Below are 19,168 nucleotides of genomic sequence, written 5' to 3' on the forward strand. Positions count from 1 at the left end.
TATGAAAAGATACTTATTCCTGCTCCTGTTTTGCAGCGGTTATCTCTTCGCGCAGGTAGGCGTGATTGATCCGTTGCAGGTTCAACACGTATTGCCCGGCTATTCTGTGTTGATAGAATCCTATGCCAAACGCAGTAAACAGCAATTGGATTCTCAGCAAATTTTTATCTCAAGGTATTCTTCCTGTCTGGAACGTTCCTATATGCTGGATAGCCTGCATGCCTTCGCTCTGGATGATTCAATAAAATTTCACCAGGACAATATGGTAGCTTTTCAGCTTCGCTCCGACAAGATCATGAAACAGATGGAGATGGAAATGAGGACGGCTCTCGACAAAGAACTTCAGCTGAGGGTCAGGGAGTTTTGCGAAAAGAACAAACTCGCTGCATTATTTGACCGCAAGGGAATTCTTTACTGTCCGGGTTGCAAGGACTATACCGCCGAGCTGATAAAATTCCTGAAAAAGTAGAGAGCTTAATATCTTGAACGCCAGTACCATTAGCCGCAAATTAGATCTGTTAAGTAATTCAAAATCCTTACCTTTATTGAGTACAGTAAACCAGTCACAATATATACCTAATCATTCATGCGCGCTTCGATCCTGATCCTTCTTATTGCTTTTCACATGGATATCATGTGTCAGACCTGGTATGATATGATGAAAGATCCTTCTGTTAATTTTTACCAGGTACAAAAGGAATTCAATAAATATTTGCTCAAACAGAAAAGAAAACAGCGCAGGGCTGTAAAGCGTGGACAAGCATATGAAGAAGAAATTCCCGGATATACAATGTATAAAAGATGGGAGTGGTTTATGGAGCCACGGGTATTCCCTGACGGCGACCGCACTTCCTTGTACCTGGCCGGCGAGAAAAATCTGGTATTCAACACCACAGCTCGTCAGAATCCGGATGTACAGCAATCCGGCAACTGGACCTTACTGGGACCTGTGAATACTATTCCTTCGAATGGAGGAGGCAGCGGACGGTTGAATGTGGTTCGCATAGATCCTACGAATCCCAATGTGATCTATGTCGGAGCTCCGGCAGGAGGCATGTGGAAGTCTGTCAACGGTGGTCTGACCTGGAATACTAGCACAGATCAGCTGGCTTCTATCGGTGTATCTGAAGTAGTGATAGATTATACGAATCCAGCAATCGTTTACATAGGTACAGGAGACAATGATGCCGGAGATACTTATTCCTGCGGTGTATTGAAGTCGCAGGACGGAGGACAAACCTGGAGCATGACAGGCCTTTCTTTTAATACCACACAGAGCAGCCGAATTACGCGTATGTTAATGCATCCTGTAAATCCGCTCATTCTTTACGCCGGCACCAATAACGGGATCTATAAAACAACGGATGGTGGCGTGAGCTGGTACAAGATATTTTCCAGTGGTGTAAAAGATATGGAATTCAAGCCGGGAGATCCTAACACTATTTATATGGCAACCGCCAGTGCATTCTATAAGTCCAGCAATGGTGGCGTGAATTTCTACCTTGTCTCAGGCGGCCTTCCTGGCAGCGGCTCTACCAGCCGTTTAGCCATCGCTGTAACTCCGGCTGACCCCAATTATGTATATGTGCTCGCTTCCCGTAATTCTAATAATGGTTTTATGGGATTATATCTTTCCACGAATTCCGGAAATTCATTCTCCATTCAGTCGAGCTCTCCCAATGTACTGGGTTGGGCACCAAGCGGGAACGATACGGATGGACAGGGATGGTACACCTTATCTATTGACGCGAGTCCTGTTAACCGCGACGAGATCATAGTGGGTGGAGTAAATATCTGGCGGTCGACCGATGCGGGAAATACCTGGACACTGAATGCTCATTGGTATGGAGGTGGAGGTGCTCCCTATGTGCATGCGGATATTCATGATCTCAGGTATGTGAACGGAACTTCGTTTTATGTAGCCTCTGACGGCGGATTGGCATTCACCAGCAATAGTGGTGGCAGCTTTACAGATCTAAGTGCCGGATTACAGATTGCGCAAATGTACCGCCTGGGTACAGCCGCTACGAATGCCAACATTACCGTTACAGGCTGGCAAGACAACGGCACTAATCTGTATTCTTCCGGAAGCTGGGGACAAATTTACGGGGGTGACGGCATGGAGTGTTTTGTTGACTGGTCCACCGATCAGGTGATGTACTGTGAAACCCAGTATGGCGGTTTTCAGATATCTACAGACGGAGGAAATTCTTTTATGGGTATCGGAGGATTTACCAATGAAGCGGCGCCTTGGGTAACGCCCTGGTGTCAGGATCCTTCGGTTCCCGGAACCATTTATGCCGGACTCAATAATGTGTGGAAGAGTACGGATCAGGGCGCCAGCTGGAATGCAATTTCAAACTTCGGGCCCTTGGGAATCACGGTGCTGAAACTGGCACCTTCTAATAATCAAATCATCTGGGCGGGCAGTCAAAATGTGCTTTATAAGACCACCAACGGGGGATTTACCTGGTCTGTGGTGAATCTTCCTTTTATGGCATTCCTGAACTCTGTGGCTATTGATGCCGGCAATCCCAACAACGTTTGGGTTTGTTTCGGAGGATATTTTGGCGGGCAAAAGGTTTACAAATCAGCAGATGGTGGAACCACGTGGACCAATATCACAGGAACCGGACTTCCTAATGTGAACTGCAACACCATAGTACACCAGACAGGTACAAGCGGGGGAGTATACGTGGGAACAGATGTCGGTGTTTTTTATTATGATGATTTGATTCAGAACTGGTCTTATTTTTCGAACGGCCTGCCGAATGTAATTGTTGACGAACTGGAAATACATTATGGTTCAGGTAAGTTGCGGGCTGCCACCTACGGTCGCGGACTATGGGAAACATCACTCTATAATCCTGCTTCCACTGCGCCGCTTGCCAACTTTACCGCAAATGACCTTGCAGGCTGTCCCGGATTTTCTGTTCAGTTTACCGACATGAGCACAAATAGTCCCACCTCCTGGAATTGGTCCTTTCCGGGAGGCATACCTTCTGTTTCCAACCAGCAAAACCCTGTAGTAGTCTATAATACGCCGGGGTCTTACAATAATGTAAAACTGGTTGCATCCAATGCGAACGGATCCGATTCCCTGACTCGATACAGTTACATTGCGGTTTCGCCCCTCAGCATTCCCACCATTATGCTTACCAATGATGATACAGTGTGCGATAATCAACCGCTTCTTCTCATTTCAAGTGCCGGCGCATCTTACCTCTGGAGCCCGAACAACCAGGTTTCCCATATGATCAGTCCGGCAGCATCCGGAACCTATGCTGTAACCGTAACAGATATGTTTGGCTGCAGTGCAACCTCTGCTCCGGTGGATATTACGATTTTGCCCTTTCCCTCATCGGTAATTACGCAGAACGGAGATACTTTTTGCTCAAGCCCTGCTGTTATGTATCAATGGTACTTGAACGGCAGTCCGGTGAATGGTGCCAATCAGCAATGTTATGTGGTGCAGGCGCCCGGTAATTATTATGTAGTTGTATCAGATTCCAACGGATGTACCGGAACGTCCAATACGCTGATAGGAATAGCGGAGCCCGGCGACGTATTCCCGGCACAGATTTTTCCCAATCCTGCATCAACCGGGTTTATTCTTGCCGGTTTTATGCCGGGTAGCTGCACGGGTGTTCTAAGAATACTGGATATCGTAGGCAGGGAGGTCTATAACAGCGGACAAAACGACCTGAACGCTCAATTTGTCATACAAACAGATGTGAGCGTATTTCATTCCGGCGCCTATCAGGTAGTGCTGGAAACCCCATTCGGAGTCATTTCCAAAGCCTTGATAATCAAGAAATAACACTACTGCTGTAGTCTGACAAATAGGCATTAATTGTCCTGATGGCACAGGTATTGACCATGCACTTCAAATAATCAATAATGAGCGAGAAGTTAACGATCGAAGGCTTTGATTTTAGTGTGAATCAGGACGATGAGCCGGAGTTTATTCCCCTGTTATCTTCGGAAGACGAAGATTCATTTAATGCGGAAGAGGTTCCCTCAGAAATTCCTATCCTGCCATTGAGAAACACGGTGCTGTTTCCGGGAGTAGTTACTCCAATCACCGTTGGCAGAGACAAGTCCATACATTTGGTTAAAGAGGCGTTCAAAAAGGACAAGACCATCGGCGTTTTGGCACAGAAGAACGATACGGTGGAAGATCCGGGTCCGGATGATCTTTTCCAGGTGGGGACAGTAGCCTTTATTCTGAAAATGTTACGGATGCCGGATGGAAATACTACGGTTATTCTACAGGGTAAGAAAAGATTTAAGCTTGATTCTGTAGTACAGACGGATCCTTACCTCAAAGGAAAAATCTCATCATTTCCGGATAAACGTCCCGAAAAAGGGAATAAGGAATTTGAAGCACTTACCGGTTCTCTGCGTGATCTTTCCATGCAGATTATTAAGCAAAGTCCCCATATACCCACCGAAGCAAGCTTTGCAATACGGAATATAGAAAGTCCATCCTTTCTGGTAAACTTCATTTCTTCCAATATGAACGCCGGGGTTTCAGAGAAGCAGGGAATGCTCGAAGTGCCGGATCTGAAGGAACGGGCCACGAAAGTGTTATCACATCTTACCAAAGAGTTGCAGATGCTGGAGTTGAAAAACCAGATCCAGTCAAAAGTGAAGACGGATATTGACAAACAGCAGCGGGAATATTTTCTTCACCAGCAGCTGAAAACCATCCAGGAGGAGTTGGGAGGAAATAGTTTTGAGCAGGAAGTAGAAGAGATGAAGAAGAAAGCAAAGGAGATGAAGTGGTCAAAGGAAGTGGGTGAGGAATTCCATAAGGAGTTGAAGAAGTTGCAGCGGATGAATCCCAATGCGGCAGAATATTCCATTCAGAACAACTATCTTGAGTTAATGCTGGATCTTCCCTGGGGAGAATACACTACGGACAACTTCGATCTCCGGAGGGCTCAGAAGATCCTGGATGAGGACCATTTCGGTTTGGAGAAGGTAAAAGAACGGATTATTGAGCATCTCGCGGTGTTAAAGTTAAAAGGAAACATGAAGTCTCCCATCCTTTGCCTGTACGGTCCTCCGGGCGTTGGAAAAACATCATTGGGAAAATCGATAGCGAAAGCACTGGGGAGAAAATATGTCAGAATGTCTCTGGGAGGACTAAAAGACGAGTCAGAAATCAGAGGGCACCGGAAAACATATATTGGCGCAATGCCGGGACGGATTCTGCAGAATCTGAAGAAATCGAAGTCTTCGAATCCCGTATTTGTTCTTGATGAAATTGATAAAGTGGGAACCGATTTTCATGGAGATCCATCATCTGCCTTACTGGAAGTACTGGACCCTGAGCAGAACAATACATTTTATGATAATTATCTGGAAATGGGTTATGACCTTTCCAAAGTTATGTTCGTGGCCACTGCGAATAATCTTTCTTCCATTCAGCCGGCCTTACGCGACCGGATGGAGATCATAGAAATATCCGGATATACGGTGGAAGAGAAAATGGAAATCGCAAAGCGGCACCTGTTGCCAAAGCAGCGCGAAGAGAATGGCCTGAAAGCGAAGCAGCTGCAGATTTCAGAAAAGGTACTGGAGTACGTGATTGCAAACTATACGCGCGAATCCGGTGTCAGAGGGCTGGAGAAACAAATTGCAAAATTAGCAAGAAATGTTGCGAAGCAGGTTGCTATGAATAAGAAGGAACTCACCAAACTCACGGAGGAGGCTGTCATAAAAATTCTGGGTCCTTCACATGAGCGAGACCGCTACCAGGGGAATGATGTAGCCGGTGTGGTTACCGGCTTGGCCTGGACACCGGTGGGTGGAGATATCCTATTCATTGAATCTTCTCTGAGCAGATCGAAGGGCGGAAAGCTAACCCTTACCGGAAACCTAGGAGAGGTGATGAAAGAAAGTGCGACCCTGGCCATGGAATACCTCAAAGCACATAGTGAACTGATTGGCTTGTCTTCCGCGGTTTTTGAGAACTGGAATGTCCATATCCATGTTCCGGAGGGTGCTACTCCGAAAGATGGACCTTCTGCAGGTATCGCAATACTTACAGCCCTGGCTTCTGTTTTTACACAGAGAAAGGTGAAAAAGAATCTGGCAATGACAGGAGAGATTACCTTGCGAGGAAGGGTTTTGGCTGTAGGAGGGATCAAAGAAAAGATTCTTGCGGCCCGCCGGGCCGGCATTAAGGAGATTGTGCTTTCTGCGGATAACCGGAAAGATGTGGAGGAAATTAAGCAGGAATATCTTAAAGGACTGAGTTTTCATTATGTCAGTGCCATGACCGAAGTGCTCGACATCGCACTGCTTCGTGAAAAGGTAAAGCGACCGATTGAAATATCATTTCCGGAAAAGGCCAATTAAGGTATGACCGGTAAAGAAAGGACGCTCCTTTTTGTTCTGGCCTGTATCAACTTCGCAAGCATTTTGGATTTTATGATCATGATGCCACTGCAGGAGTATCTTGCTCCGGTCTTTCATGTTTCACCGTTCGAGTTTAATTTACTGGTCGCGTCCTATTCTGTTTCTGCATTCGTTTCCTCCTTTTCCGCAACCTTTTTTGCGGACAGGTTCGACCGGAAGAAGCTCTTACTCTTTGCCTTTATCGGATTTTTAACGGGCACACTGGGCTGCGGATTTGCTCCTACTTACGGCTGGATGATGACATCCCGCATTGTGGCAGGATTGTTCGGAGGAATGATATCTGCACAGGTGCAATCCATTGTAGGTGATTTATTCCCTTACGGGAAGAGAGGTAGAGCGATGGGCACATTGATGGGCGCCTTTGCGCTGGCTGCGGTGGTTGGAGTGCCTGCCGGGTTGTGGATCGCGAAAGATTTCGGCTGGCAGATGCCGTTCATCTTTATTGCCGCCTTTGGATTTTTGCTCATTCCATTTATTCTTGCGCTGGTGCCAAACGTAACTTCTCATATTGCAGAAAGGGGTAAAACAGGTGCCATATACGGCGCACTGTTCTCAGACCGGAACATGCAATGGGGATTATTGATGGCCTTTATGCTTGTGCTCGGACATTTTCTGACCATTCCATTTATAGCGCCTTTCCTGGAAGTAAACGTGGGAGTGAGCAAAGAAGAGGTGGCATTGATGTATATGGTAGGAGGATTCTCATCTCTCGTGGCAGCTCCGCTGATCGGTAAGCTGGCGGATAAATTCGGGAAGCATAAGATCTTTGGCGTAACCATGTTTTTGTCTTTTATTCCGGTGATTCTGATGACGCATTTAAAGGTAGTTCCACTTTGGCACGTGTTAGTGATTGCCTCCATGTTTTTCTTTTTCGCAGGTGGAAGGATGATACCGGCCCAAGCGCTTATTTCCTCCCTGGTAAAACCAAATTTGAGAGGAAGTTTTATGAACCTGAACTCTTCTCTTATGCAGTTGGCTACCGGACTCGCAGCCGTCATCGGGGGATTAATCGTTGACAAAACAACAGCCGGCACATATATTCATTTTGAATATACCGGATACCTGTCTGTATTATTCGGCTTACTGAGCTTTCTGCTCGTGATGAGGGTAAAAGCAGTAGATGTATAAATCACCCAATCAGCTGAAGAGCTGTAATGGCGGCTTCAACACCTTTATTTCCGTGTTTGCCGCCCGCCCGCGCCATGGCTTGTTCCATATTTTCCGTCGTGAGTACTCCGAAAATCACCGGTTTGCGGTAGGTTAATCCTACCTGCATAATCCCGGTGGCACAGGCCTGCGCAATAAAATCAAAATGTTTTGTTTCTCCGCGGATGATACAACCCAGGCAGATTACGGCATCTGTTTTCTTTTTAGAAGCAAGGATCATGGCTCCGAAAGGCAGCTCAAATGATCCGGGAACATGGTGCAGCAGGATGTCTTTCTGATTGACACCGTATTTGAGAAGGGTTTGAACAGCTCCTTCCCATAGTGCGGATGTGATTCCCGGGTTCCAGCCGGAGACGACGATGCCGATCTTTTTCCCCTTTCCTCCGGGTACCGATTCAGCAGGGAAGGAGGAAAGATTCTTTTTCTTCGAAAGACGGGTCATGGATAGGCGGGCTGTATCCGTGTGGAATTATTCTATTCCTGCACGGGTCTTCGCGTAAGCGAGGTGCTTGTCAATTTCCTTCCCTTCATTCGAATCCGGGAACTCAAGTTTGATCTGCTCATAGAGATTCACTGCTTCTGCGAATTTGCCGAGATCCTCATACGCTTTGCCTGCCTTCATAAGAGCGATTGGCGTGGTAAGTTCGTTGCGGTCTATATTAGCAGCTTTGATATAAAAATCAATTCCTTCTTCTGTTTTTCCCAGTTCCATGTGTGCATCGCCGAGCAGCGAGTTCACCACAGATCCGGATAAAACACCTTTTGGATCGAACCCGCTCAGTTCTTCTACGGCCTCCTCATACTTTCCCTGCTGAAAATAACATACACCAAGGTAATAATGACAGAGATTTCCGGTTGGAGTGCTACCGTATTTATCCAGTACATCCAGAAATCCCAGATTGGTTCCGTCGCCGTTGATGGCCTTGTTCAGTGAATCCACTGCAAAATATTCCTCGGCCATAAAAACGGCTTCCTCAGCTGCAGCAACATCCGGTTCATAGATCATCTTTCTATACCCAAACCAGATGGCCACCAATGCCACCACACCGCCCAGTATCAGCAGAAGGCTCTTCTTATTACTCTCTACAAACTGCTCGGAGCGGGAAAGTGCACCCTGAATATCAACTACCGGTTCTTCTTTATTATCAGCCATTTAATTGAAATTTTAAGGGTGCGAAAATAGCAATTTTATCCGATCCGGCCTAAAAATCAGCTGGGTGGATATCCTAAGTGCCTGAATTATAAACAATAGCATAATATTAGGGGCTATGTCCTAACTTTGGTGAATGATCCTCCGGGAACTGCATTTGGTGAATTTCCGTAATTACAGCGACCTCTCCATACAGCTGAGTCCCGGGGTGAATTGTTTTACGGGACCGAACGGAGCCGGCAAAACGAATATTCTGGATGCCATTCATTACCTATCCTTTTGTAAGAGTTTTCTACAGCTGACCGACACGCAAAATATCCGTTTTGGAGAGGATTTTTTTATCATTGAAGGAACCTATGACGGGCAGGATGCCGGGGAGAAGATTTTCTGTGGCATTAAAAAAAATCAGAAAAAACAATTCTTGCGTAACAAATCGGAGTATGAAAAACTGGCCGATCATATCGGGTTGATTCCCTTGGTACTGATTGCTCCTCAGGATTCGGAATTATTGCTTGGCGGCGGAGAAGAACGGAGAAAATTCCTCGATTCAGTGATCGCACAGTTTGACAGATTGTATCTGGAAGATCTGGTGACTTACAACAGGATACTCGCGCAGCGTAATGCAGCTTTAAAAAGCATGAACGGAGTTCCGGGAGCAGACCAGGGCATGCTGGAAGTGCTGGATGAGCAGATGATGATTCCCGGCAGGAGAATCTATGAAAAGCGTTGTGCATTTCTGGATCAGTTCCGGCCATTGCTGGCTGATGCATACAGAGCCGTTAGCGGAGGAATAGAAACGGCGGCTGCTGAATTTTCAAGCCGGCTTGACGAATTCTCTTTTCCCGAATTGCTGAAACTTCAGCGTGAAAGGGATATAAGACTCCAATACACTTCTCAGGGTATTCACAGAGATGATGTAGAATTGCTTCTGGATGGCAGGAGCGCTAAAAAATTCGCTTCGCAAGGACAGCAAAAATCACTGCTCATTGCGTTACGTATTGCGCAGTACCGGTTCATCCGTAAAGGCACGGGAAAAACCCCCATCCTTCTGCTTGATGATATTTCGGCAAAACTGGACGATCGCCGCCTGAAACAGCTTATGCTCCTTGTGAATGAGGAATCGTTCGGGCAGATTTTTGTTACAGATACTCATCCGGAACGGGTGAAGGAATTATTCAGAGAGGAACCGGGAATGCTTACGGTATTTAAGGTCGAAAAAGGAATGATTGAAACCGGAGAACATGTCGGAGCATAACGAACATTCGCTGAAAGACTCCATCAAAGCCCTGCTGAAAGCCTATCATCTGGATGACGGGATGCGTGAAGCCCGGGTAAAAGAGTACTGGGCGGAAAACATGGGGAAGGTAATTCTCAAACATACGGTAGAATTAAAACTCAGAAACAGGGTGCTTCACGTATATCTGAATTCATCCGTGGTACGCCAGGAAATTGACATGGCACGTTCTCAGGTTATACGGGGTCTTAATGAACAGCTGGGGGAGGAATGGATCACAGGGATACAATTACATTAACCGGCCTGTTGAGATTCCCGGCAAAGTAATTGAGCTTCTTCCAGTAACCGGGCGCGCCGGGAACCGCGGATGTTCAGCTTACGCAATAGATCCTCCTTGTCGCACAATTCTCCGGCCAACAGCAGATCGTTTTCCAGCAGAAATTCTTTTTCCTGTTTTTTCAGAGACGTTAAGCAGGTCACAGGATAAAGCCGGTATAAGTCAATCAGGTCTTTTAATCCTTTTCCGGAAGGAAAATCCCATCCCAGCATGTTCAGTCCTGCACAGTGCCCGTACTGTATCGCGTCGGAGGAAAAACGTGTATTCGTTACGGTCCACCCCTGGTAAAATCTTGAATGGCCTTCCGGTTCTTCTTTCCATTTAGCCTCAACATCTTTAAAGCGGGCTTGTATATAGAGCGGAATTTTTACATCACAGATGATCCCCTGGCGGTTGTGAAACTTACACTCTACCATGTAGAGATGGTTGTCCCGTTTTGCAATTACGTCAATCTCATGCTTGACACATTTCCCTTCAATGATTTGTCCGGTAACAGTTTCAAATCCCATCGCTCGCAGTATCTGCGCAACAAATTTCTCGAAAGGGAATCCGGACGGTCCTAATTCCAGAATAGCCCTTTTAAGATTGTATTTTGCGGCCAGGTGGCGGGAACGTTCCCGAAGGATTCGGAAGGCATCACGGTAAATTCGCTTGGTTGAAATTCCGGGATACAGATGGAGCTTCACTTCGGCCACTATGGCATGGACGGAGGCTTCGTCCGCACCTGCTTTACGGAGCGAGGATGCCAGGTGCTTCTCGGAAAATGGCTCCTGTTCCCCGGATGCTTTGGTAATGAGTATTTCAGTCTCCATTTTATTCAGCGTCTGAACTGCAAACAAAGGTATACGTTTCTTATAGTACCTTACCTCATCTTATTTCTGTAACAGGATACGTGTACAGGTGGTACCTGTTTTGAGAAAATACAGGCCATTGTCCAATTCTCCTATATTCAATTCCTGGGTGCCTGACGTAAATTGCATGCGGCGCAGGAGCCGGCCTTCCGGGCCAAAAAGTTCTACGGTGCAACTCTCTTCGCAGGTAACCATAAAAATACCGGTTCCGGGATTCGGATACACGAATACGGGTGCAACAACTTCTGGTGGTTGCTCACCGAGCGTCATATCACCTGTTTTCATTCCGTTACCAAAGCTTGTTACCCATACATGATTAGCATTGTACGGGTTAAAGAATACGCGTTCGGGTTGCTGGAATGGATAATTGCCGACTGCAGTAAATGTTGGATTTGCTGCAGTAATATTATTGCTGATCCACAATCCTTGTCCTTCGGTTGTAAGATAAATCTGAGTGGCAATAAAAGGGTGAAATGTAATACTTGAAACCCGGTCGAATTGTGTTCCGGTCAGTTTTACCCAGCTGCTGCCACGGTTATTCGTACGGTAGAGGCCACCCAAACCGTTCGGAGGTCCTCCCCATCCGCTGAAAACACATACATACCAGGTGTTTTGCAACGGATCATTTGGATCCAGCACAATATCTTTTGTCCAGTAGTACATTCCGGGATCTGAAATATCTGTCCATGTATTCAGTATGGGATCATAAAGAAATGTACCGCTGCAATTCTGAAAAGTTCCGGAACTGTTTCTTCTTCCGGAGTAGGTTGCCACCAGCTTTCCGTCGTTGAGTACCAGCAGTGAGGCGGGATGTTTCTGCGTTCTTGGCGGGGTGGGAAGCAAGGTCCATGTGGAAGTGGAAAGGTTCTGGAGGTCATCGCAACGGTAAACACCCCCCAGCCCGTTCCCTGCGTTATAATGGATTACACTGGCGTATGCACGATTGGGATTATTCGGATCAATAGCAATCCAAAAAACCGGATGTGAGAAAAGATGAAGCAGACTCCAGGAAGCACCATTATTCAGGGAGTAAATAATCTTGCCTTCATTATCCGTATTGTCCAGTGGATTATCCTGGAGCCGGGTACTCTGGTACATGTCATGAATGGAGGAAGTGCCGGCGAAAAGAGTGCTGTTTTGCGGATGCTTAATGATCCGGTACATGCTGTTGGCATTGTGTCCCGTATAATCGAAAGACCAGCTTAACCCTCCGTCCTGGCTCCGTTTTCCACGGATATCTGAATAACAGGCGAACATATTGCTGGCATCTGCCCAGAATACTTGCCAGCAGGTAGTATTCTCGATACCTGCGGAGTGATAATATTGATTGGGTGGAGTGGGAGATCCGGACGGATGCTGATCGCTGACATCCGTGTAGGCCTGTTGCCATTGTGTTCCTCCGTTCGACGTCTTGTGAACAAATCCGAAGTCGCCGAAAATAACATAATTGGGGTCGTTGGATTTAACGGAGATTCCGAACGGACATTCTCCGTAGGACCAGCCCCGGTCGCCGCCCTGTCCGCTCCAGCCGGTGCTGATATTCTGGTTGTTGGCGCAGGTAAAGGTGCGGGTCCAACTACTTCCGGCGTTCACTGTTTTCATGATATTTGGCTCAGCGTTAGAATTACTTCCTGCAAGATAAACGGTGTTAATATCGTTTTCCGCCATTGCAACAAACATGGGATAATCTGTATTAACCACAATACCTGTGTTCTTCGGTATCCAGTTGCCGGAACCGTAATCACAGGAGTATACCCCACGGTAAAAACCCCAGTAATCAGATCCCACCAGTCCTACATAGATATCGTTCACATCGCCGGTTAGGCAGAAGAGCCGTGTAACATTGCCTGATTTTCCTGCGGCAAAGGAAAATATCCGTTCATTTACAGGAAGGCCGGAGAGGCCTGCCAGGTTCCAGGTTCCTCCTCCGTTTACTGATACCAAAACGCCGTCATTGGTGCCGATAAAAATAGTATTTCCATCGAAGAAGGTGCCTCCGATCACATTGCCTGCCCCGGAGAGGGCTGTATGGATCTGGGTAAAAGTACTGCCTCCGTTGGAGGAGAAGTGAATGGATCCATAATAGGCAATAATCACCCGTGCTGCATTATTATAGTCGGCCGAAATATGAAATGTTTCTTCCGATGGATCCGGATTTCCGGGCAAGGGATTCCAGGTTCCGCCTCCGTCTGTACTCTTCATAGGTACGATCTGGTTGTTCGCGTAGGAAACAGAATATCGGTCACCGGCAGCCGTAAAGGCAACCCTGGAATTGTGTCCTCCTATCAATTCCGTAAAATTCACCTGGTCATACGACTGCCCGAAGTTGGTAGTGTGAAATAATTCTCCCATATCGCAGGATACATAATATTCATTGCTGTTGGCAGGGTTGATGCTCAGAGAGAACAACGCCCCACCACCTCCTGTCCCCCTTGACTGCCAAACCAGGGGCTGCGCGTAAAGAAAACAGGGGAGAAGAGGAGCTAGAAGTACGCAGAATAAGTATCTCATAGAAGTTATTTTATATTTTCAATCAATAATTTCAATCCTGTTATTGTCTCTCATCTCCCGGATAAGCTCCAGTACCATTTGCTCATCGAATTCCCGGCATCGTTCCATAACGTCACTTAGTTTCCGTATGCCTTCGCTGTTCAGCTTTTTCAGCCGGTCCTCAATGGTGCGTTGATTTGCCGTATTCCCGGAAGCGGCTTGTTTTTGGCACACATCACATTTACCGCAGTCACGTGTGTCAGTTTCTCCGAAGTATTCCAGGAGCAGGCGGCTTCTGCATCGGGCGCCGGATCGTACATAATGAAGCATGAAATCAAGTCGTGCCCGGGCGCGTTCCTTACGTATACGAAGAAATTCAGGACGTATAGAGAGTTCCTTCGCATCCATCCGGGGAACCAGGAAGGTAATCCTGGGTTCGCCGCTCTGCGGTGTGTAGGCAATCATTTTTTGCCGGTCAAGGTGTTCCAGCATTTTTACTGCCTCAGACCAGGTGATATTGGCCCGGCGTGCGAGAGCTTCTTCACTGATCTTTACAGGAAAATCGAATAATCCACTATATGATCGCAGCAATAATTTCAAAAATTCCGCAGCCCGATGGTCTCCGGCCTGGAATGAATAAATATCGGCACGGGAAGCAATCACCATAGCAGTCGAGGGGTGCAGATAACTTTCGCTGAGTTCTATCCATCCTTCTCTTCGGAAGAGATTCAGGGCATGATATACCATCACGGCGCGGAAACCGAAGCGATTGCAGAATTCTTCGATATGCAATACGAGCTCCAGCCCTTCACCGCTTCCGACAGGGATCTGATAATAATGAGCAAGCGACTGATAAACAGACTGAAGTTCTTCCCTGGAAGGAAAAGAAGATTCAAACTGCTGTTCCAGTTCTAGCAGATCGCCTTTGTTCCATAGCAGCACTGCAACGCTTTCCCGTTCATCACGTCCGGCACGTCCGGCTTCCTGAAAATACCCTTCCGGGTTTTCCGGAACATCAGCATGTATCACAAACCTGACATCCGGTTTGTCGATTCCCATGCCGAAGGCATTTGTACAAACGATCACCCGGGTTCGGTTATGGATCCAGTCTTCCTGCTTTTTTTCCCTGACTGCGGGCTCCAACCCGGCATGATAATGGTCTGCCGTAATTCCCCTCGCTCGAAGGAATGCGGAGCATTCTTCCGTGCGCTTCCGGCTGCGCATATAGATGATTCCTGTGCCTTTGAAATATTCACAAATTCGGAATAAGCGTTCCGGTTTATCTTCTTCCTCCCTCACGCGGTACGTAAGGTTCGCACGTTCAAAGCTCTTCCTGATTATATTGGGCTTGGTAAAGCCAAGTTGATTCATGATATCGGTTACTACCTCTCGTGTGGCCGTTGCAGTCAGCGCCAGTACAGGCACCTGAGGCAGGATATCCCTTATCTCCGCAATCCCGAGATAAGCCGGACGAAAGTCGTATCCCCACTGTGAAATACAATGTGCTTCATCTACGGCCAGTAATTGTACGTTGAGGTGAGGAATACGCTCACGGAAGCGGGCTGTGAACAATCGTTCCGGTGAAACATAAATAAAACGATACTGCCCCTGCACTGCATTCTCGAGTACAACATTCAGCATCCGCCTGTCCATGGAGGAGGTAATAGCAACGGCGGAAATATTTTTCTTCTGCAGGTTTTCCACCTGATCTTTCATTAAGGCAATGAGGGGGGAAATAACAAGGGTGGTTCCTTTCAGCAGCAGGCCCGGAACCTGATAGCAAACGGATTTACCGCCCCCTGTTGGCAGCAGCGCAAGGCAATCGCGGCGTTCAAGCACTTCGCGGATAATTTCCTCCTGAAGCGGACGAAACCGGGGGTATCCCCAATATTGATGCAGTATTTCGGCCGGAACCGGCATGTACCCGAAGATACGTATTTCATAAAAAGCGTCTTTCCTGATTTTCTTTTTATCTTGCCGACGTGAGTCCGCATATTCATTTGATCGCTATCGGGGGTGCGGCGATGCATAATCTGGCACTCGCGCTGCACGAAAAAGGATTCAGGATCACCGGGTCGGATGATGAGATATTTGAACCCTCTCTTTCGCGGCTTAAATCCAGAGGGTTACTCCCTTCTTCCATCGGGTGGGATCCGTCCCGGATATCAGAAGAAATTGATGCGGTCATACTGGGAATGCATGCCCGCGCAGACAATCCTGAATTGCTTCGGGCGAAGGCACTTGGATTGAAGATATTCTCTTATCCGGAATACCTCTATGAGCAAAGCCGTGACAAAAAACGGGTGGTAATTGGCGGCAGCCATGGAAAAACTACTATCACCTCCATGATATTGCACGTGCTTCGTACGCTGCACAAGGATTTTGATTATATGGTGGGCGCACAGGTGGAGGGCTTTCAAACGATGGTACGACTTAGCCGCGAAGCTCCTGTGATCATACTTGAAGGAGACGAGTACCTCTCTTCTCCGATTGATCGCCGCCCGAAATTTCACCTGTACCGTCCCCATCTTGCCATCCTGAGCGGAATCGCGTGGGACCATATCAATGTGTTCCCGACTTTTGGAGAATATGTAGAGCAATTCAGGATGTTTATCCGGACGATAATGCCCGGTGGAACAGTGTATTATTGTGCTAAAGACGAAGAGTTAAATAGGTTGTGTGCGGAATCGTTTCCCGGCATCAAGCTCACCCCATATGGAATACCGGATCATCAGGTGGTGAATGGTGTAACGGTGCTGCGTTCAGGAAAGAATGTCTATCCCCTTCAGGTTTTCGGAGAACACAATCTGATGAATCTGGAGGCTGCTAAAAGAGTTTGCCTTGAGCTTGGAATAGAAGAAGATGCTTTTCTGCATGCCATGTCGGGCTTTAAGGGGGCGGCAAAACGTCTGGAACCTGTTGCGATCACAGAGCGGGCGGTGTTTTATAAGGATTTTGCTCATTCTCCCAGTAAATTAAAAGCAACTGTAACTGCCATGAAAGCACAATGGCCGGATCGTCCGTTGCTGGCCTGCATGGAACTGCACACCTTTTCCTCCTTGAACGAGGCATTTCTTTCAGAGTATAAAAACAGCATGGACGAAGCAGATACTGCTGTTGTTTATTTTAATCCGCATACAATTGAACACAAGAAACTCTCGCCAGTCACTCCGGAGCAGGTGCGCTCGGCCTTCGGACGCAATGATTTAGAGGTTTATACGGAGAGCAGGGCGTTGCTGAAGCGTCTTCGTTCCTGCGGTAAATTCGGAGCAGGCGGAACAACGAATTTACTGATGATGACTTCCGGAAATTTTGACGGAGTGGATTTTGCGGCGCTGGGGAGGGAACTCTTTAGCGCTGTTTGAGCAGGAAGAAAGATATTGCGGCAATAACAGCGCCGATCACTACCTGAAAAACAATATTCTGAACGATACCGCTGATCGTATTCCCCACTTTGGCGTACTCGGTCTTCTGGATGCTTACCATGTCCTCCACCTTCTTCATCGCCCGTTCATTCCCCGGATCAATGGCGAAGGCTTCTATATAATTCTGGATGGCGAGGGAGTAGATCTGTTTATCAAAAGCGCTGTCTCCGGCCGTCAGTACTCTTTCCAGGCGTTTTGCCTTTCCGGCGGAATCCGCAGGTACCTTCACTTCATTCTTTCGTACTTCAATATAGTCGTACATGTCATTCTTCAGGGTTTCCGGATCCCGCATCGACCAAAGAAAAAAGGTAGTGCAGCCATATACGACGGCACCTGCCAGGGAAGTAATGACGCCGGCCCGGATGGCAGATTTGAAATCGAAAGCATTGCCGCTATTTCTCTCTTTATTCACAGCAAGGAAAATGCAAAGAATGGTAACTGTGAGCGGAATGAACTGAAGTACCATAAAAAAGGTAGAAGGCTTCAGGTCAGAAAAATAAATAAAGAGGGAGAGGGCAGAGTTAATACCGCCGGCAATAAGTCCGAATTTGAGAGGACGGTTCATCAGCTATTCATTGAAACGAGGAATTCCTCATTGCTCTTTGTGTTTTTCATGTGATCCCTGATAAAATCCATGGCTTCGATCGGGTTCATATCGGCCAGATGATTACGAAGAACCCAAATACGCTGAAGAATTTCCTTTTTCACCATGAGATCGTCGCGGCGGGTAGAGGAGGAGACAATGTCAATAGCCGGGAATATGCGCTTGTTGGCAAGTTTACGGTCCAGCTGCATTTCTGAATTACCGGTTCCTTTGAATTCCTCAAAAATAACCTCGTCCATTTTGGATCCTGTTTCGGTAAGCGCCGTGGCCAGAATCGTGAGCGACCCTCCCTTCTCAATTTTTCGTGCGGAACCGAAAAACCGCTTCGGTCGGTGGAGGGCGTTGGCATCCACTCCTCCGGAGAGTACTTTTCCTGATGCGGGCTGTACGGTATTATATGCGCGGGCCAAACGGGTAATGGAATCAAGCAGAATCACCACATCGTGTCCGCACTCTACCATGCGCTTAGCCTTTTCTAAAGTGATATTGGCAATCCGAACATGACGGTCTGCAGGTTCGTCAAATGTAGAAGATATCACTTCCGCCTTCACGCTGCGTGCCATATCCGTGACTTCTTCCGGACGCTCGTCGATCAGCAGGATCATCAGGTAGGCTTCCGGGTGATTATCGGCAATCGCGTTTGCCACGTCTTTGAGCAGCACCGTTTTACCGGTTTTAGGCTGTGCTACGATCAGCGCTCGCTGACCCTTCCCAATGGGTGTAAACAGGTCAACGATACGGGTAGAGAAGTTTTCCTGCGGGTGCCCCGTAAGATTGAACTTCTCGTAGGGAAATAAGGGAGTCAGGTGTTCAAAGGGAACACGGTCGCGGACGTACTCCGGACTTCGCCCGTTAATCTGATCCACTCTTACGAGCGGGAAGTATTTCTCACCTTCACGGGGCGGCCGTACTGTTCCTAGTACAGAATCCCCTGTTTTCAAACCAAAAAGCTTAATCTGCGATTGAGATACGTAGATATCGTCCGGCGAACTCAGGTAGTTGTAATCCGCGGAGCGAAGAAATCCATAACCGTCAGGCATCATCTCCAGTACTCCTTCCGCTGATACAATATTGTCAAAATTGTAAGGTTCAGGCTTCTTCTCAAAACGCTGCTGGTTGGAATGCTGATGTTGATGCTGCTGCTGTTGTTGTTGTGGCTTTTGCTCTTGCGCAGAAGTAGTGGTCTGAACAAAAGCCGGAAGTTCGCCTGTTGTGCTGTCTTTTGATGGCTCGGTAATAGCCATTGGCTCTTCCGCTTCTTCGGTTTTTTTGCTCTTAGCAGGTCCGGCCTTGTCAAGTGTTTGCTTTTCAAGAATCTTTGTGATTATCTCACCCTTTTTCATTCCTTCGCTCGATACGCCAAGCTTTTTTGCGATCTCCTTGATCTCGGCAACGAGTTTTCCGTTTAATTCAATGGCATCGTACATAATAAATGGATTGGTTCAGTTTAGTTTACCTGTGATCAGGCGATAAAGCAGGGT

14 protein-coding genes are annotated in these 19,168 nt (G+C 47.3%); 7 read left to right on the forward strand and 7 right to left on the reverse strand.

Features of this window, described 5'->3' with window-relative positions; all coding sequences use genetic code 11:
* The first annotated feature begins 1 nt into the window (after position 1).
* From IT233_10805 to IT233_10820, 4 genes are all read left to right on the forward strand, one after another.
* A complete protein-coding gene (locus tag IT233_10805) occupies positions 2-469 on the forward strand; it encodes a hypothetical protein (GenBank protein ID MCC7303120.1) in 468 nt (155 codons plus the stop codon).
* A gap of 117 nt (positions 470-586) precedes the next feature.
* Positions 587-3,820 (forward strand): PKD domain-containing protein, encoded by a 3,234-nt coding sequence (locus IT233_10810; protein ID MCC7303121.1) that lies wholly within the window; start codon positions 587-589, stop codon positions 3,818-3,820.
* Between the two features lie 80 nt (positions 3,821-3,900).
* The gene (lon, locus tag IT233_10815; protein ID MCC7303122.1) at positions 3,901-6,369 is read left to right on the forward strand and encodes an endopeptidase La; all 2,469 of its coding nucleotides are present in this window, start codon (positions 3,901-3,903) and stop codon (positions 6,367-6,369) included.
* 3 nt (positions 6,370-6,372) lie between these two features.
* Positions 6,373-7,557, forward strand: coding sequence for an MFS transporter (locus IT233_10820; protein ID MCC7303123.1), 1,185 nt, complete (start codon positions 6,373-6,375; stop codon positions 7,555-7,557).
* Position 7,558: 1 nt separating this feature from the next.
* Here IT233_10820 and IT233_10825 read toward each other — a convergent pair whose 3' ends face one another.
* Positions 7,559-8,038, reverse strand: coding sequence for a 6,7-dimethyl-8-ribityllumazine synthase (locus IT233_10825; protein MCC7303124.1), 480 nt, complete (start codon positions 8,036-8,038; stop codon positions 7,559-7,561).
* Positions 8,039-8,065: 27 nt separating this feature from the next.
* Positions 8,066-8,749 carry a tetratricopeptide repeat protein gene (locus IT233_10830; GenBank protein ID MCC7303125.1) on the reverse strand — a complete coding sequence of 228 codons (684 nt, stop codon included), beginning with the start codon at positions 8,747-8,749 and terminating at the stop codon, positions 8,066-8,068.
* Positions 8,750-8,882: 133 nt separating this feature from the next.
* On the opposite strand from IT233_10830, the gene IT233_10835 reads away from it, so the two are divergent.
* Together IT233_10835 and IT233_10840 are read left to right on the forward strand one after the other, a co-directional pair.
* Entirely contained in the window at positions 8,883-10,001 is a 1,119-nt protein-coding gene (locus tag IT233_10835; protein ID MCC7303126.1) for a DNA replication/repair protein RecF, read from the forward strand.
* Positions 9,988-10,278 carry a DUF721 domain-containing protein gene (locus IT233_10840; protein ID MCC7303127.1) on the forward strand — a complete coding sequence of 97 codons (291 nt, stop codon included), beginning with the start codon at positions 9,988-9,990 and terminating at the stop codon, positions 10,276-10,278. The genes IT233_10835 and IT233_10840 overlap by 14 nt, the downstream gene beginning before the upstream one ends.
* Here the strand turns inward: IT233_10840 and IT233_10845 are convergent.
* From IT233_10845 to IT233_10855, 3 genes are read right to left on the reverse strand one after another with little or no spacing between them, the layout of a single operon-like run.
* Positions 10,275-11,129, reverse strand: a complete 855-nt coding sequence (locus IT233_10845) for a restriction endonuclease (protein ID MCC7303128.1) — start codon at positions 11,127-11,129, stop codon at positions 10,275-10,277. The two genes, IT233_10840 and IT233_10845, sit on opposite strands and share 4 nt — an antisense overlap.
* Before the next feature lie 60 nt (positions 11,130-11,189).
* The gene (locus tag IT233_10850; GenBank protein ID MCC7303129.1) at positions 11,190-13,679 is read right to left on the reverse strand and encodes a hypothetical protein; all 2,490 of its coding nucleotides are present in this window, start codon (positions 13,677-13,679) and stop codon (positions 11,190-11,192) included.
* Positions 13,680-13,697: 18 nt separating this feature from the next.
* Positions 13,698-15,578: a RecQ family ATP-dependent DNA helicase gene (locus tag IT233_10855; GenBank protein ID MCC7303130.1), complete on the reverse strand. Its 1,881-nt coding sequence runs from the start codon at positions 15,576-15,578 to the stop codon at positions 13,698-13,700.
* Between the two features lie 104 nt (positions 15,579-15,682).
* On the opposite strand from IT233_10855, the gene IT233_10860 reads away from it, so the two are divergent.
* Positions 15,683-17,023 (forward strand): peptidoglycan synthetase, encoded by a 1,341-nt coding sequence (locus tag IT233_10860; protein ID MCC7303131.1) that lies wholly within the window; start codon positions 15,683-15,685, stop codon positions 17,021-17,023.
* On the opposite strand, the gene IT233_10865 is transcribed toward IT233_10860, so the two are convergent.
* Both IT233_10865 and rho read right to left on the reverse strand, forming a co-directional pair.
* Positions 17,010-17,648: a DUF4199 domain-containing protein gene (locus IT233_10865; protein ID MCC7303132.1), complete on the reverse strand. Its 639-nt coding sequence runs from the start codon at positions 17,646-17,648 to the stop codon at positions 17,010-17,012. The genes IT233_10860 and IT233_10865 overlap by 14 nt on opposite strands.
* A complete protein-coding gene (rho, locus tag IT233_10870; GenBank protein MCC7303133.1) occupies positions 17,648-19,114 on the reverse strand; it encodes a transcription termination factor Rho in 1,467 nt (488 codons plus the stop codon). Before rho ends, IT233_10865 begins: the two co-directional genes overlap by 1 nt.
* Between the last annotated feature and the right edge of the window lie 54 nt (positions 19,115-19,168).

The organism is Bacteroidia bacterium (assembly GCA_020852255.1).
Classification (GTDB): Bacteria; Bacteroidota; Bacteroidia; order JADZBD01; family JADZBD01; genus JADZBD01.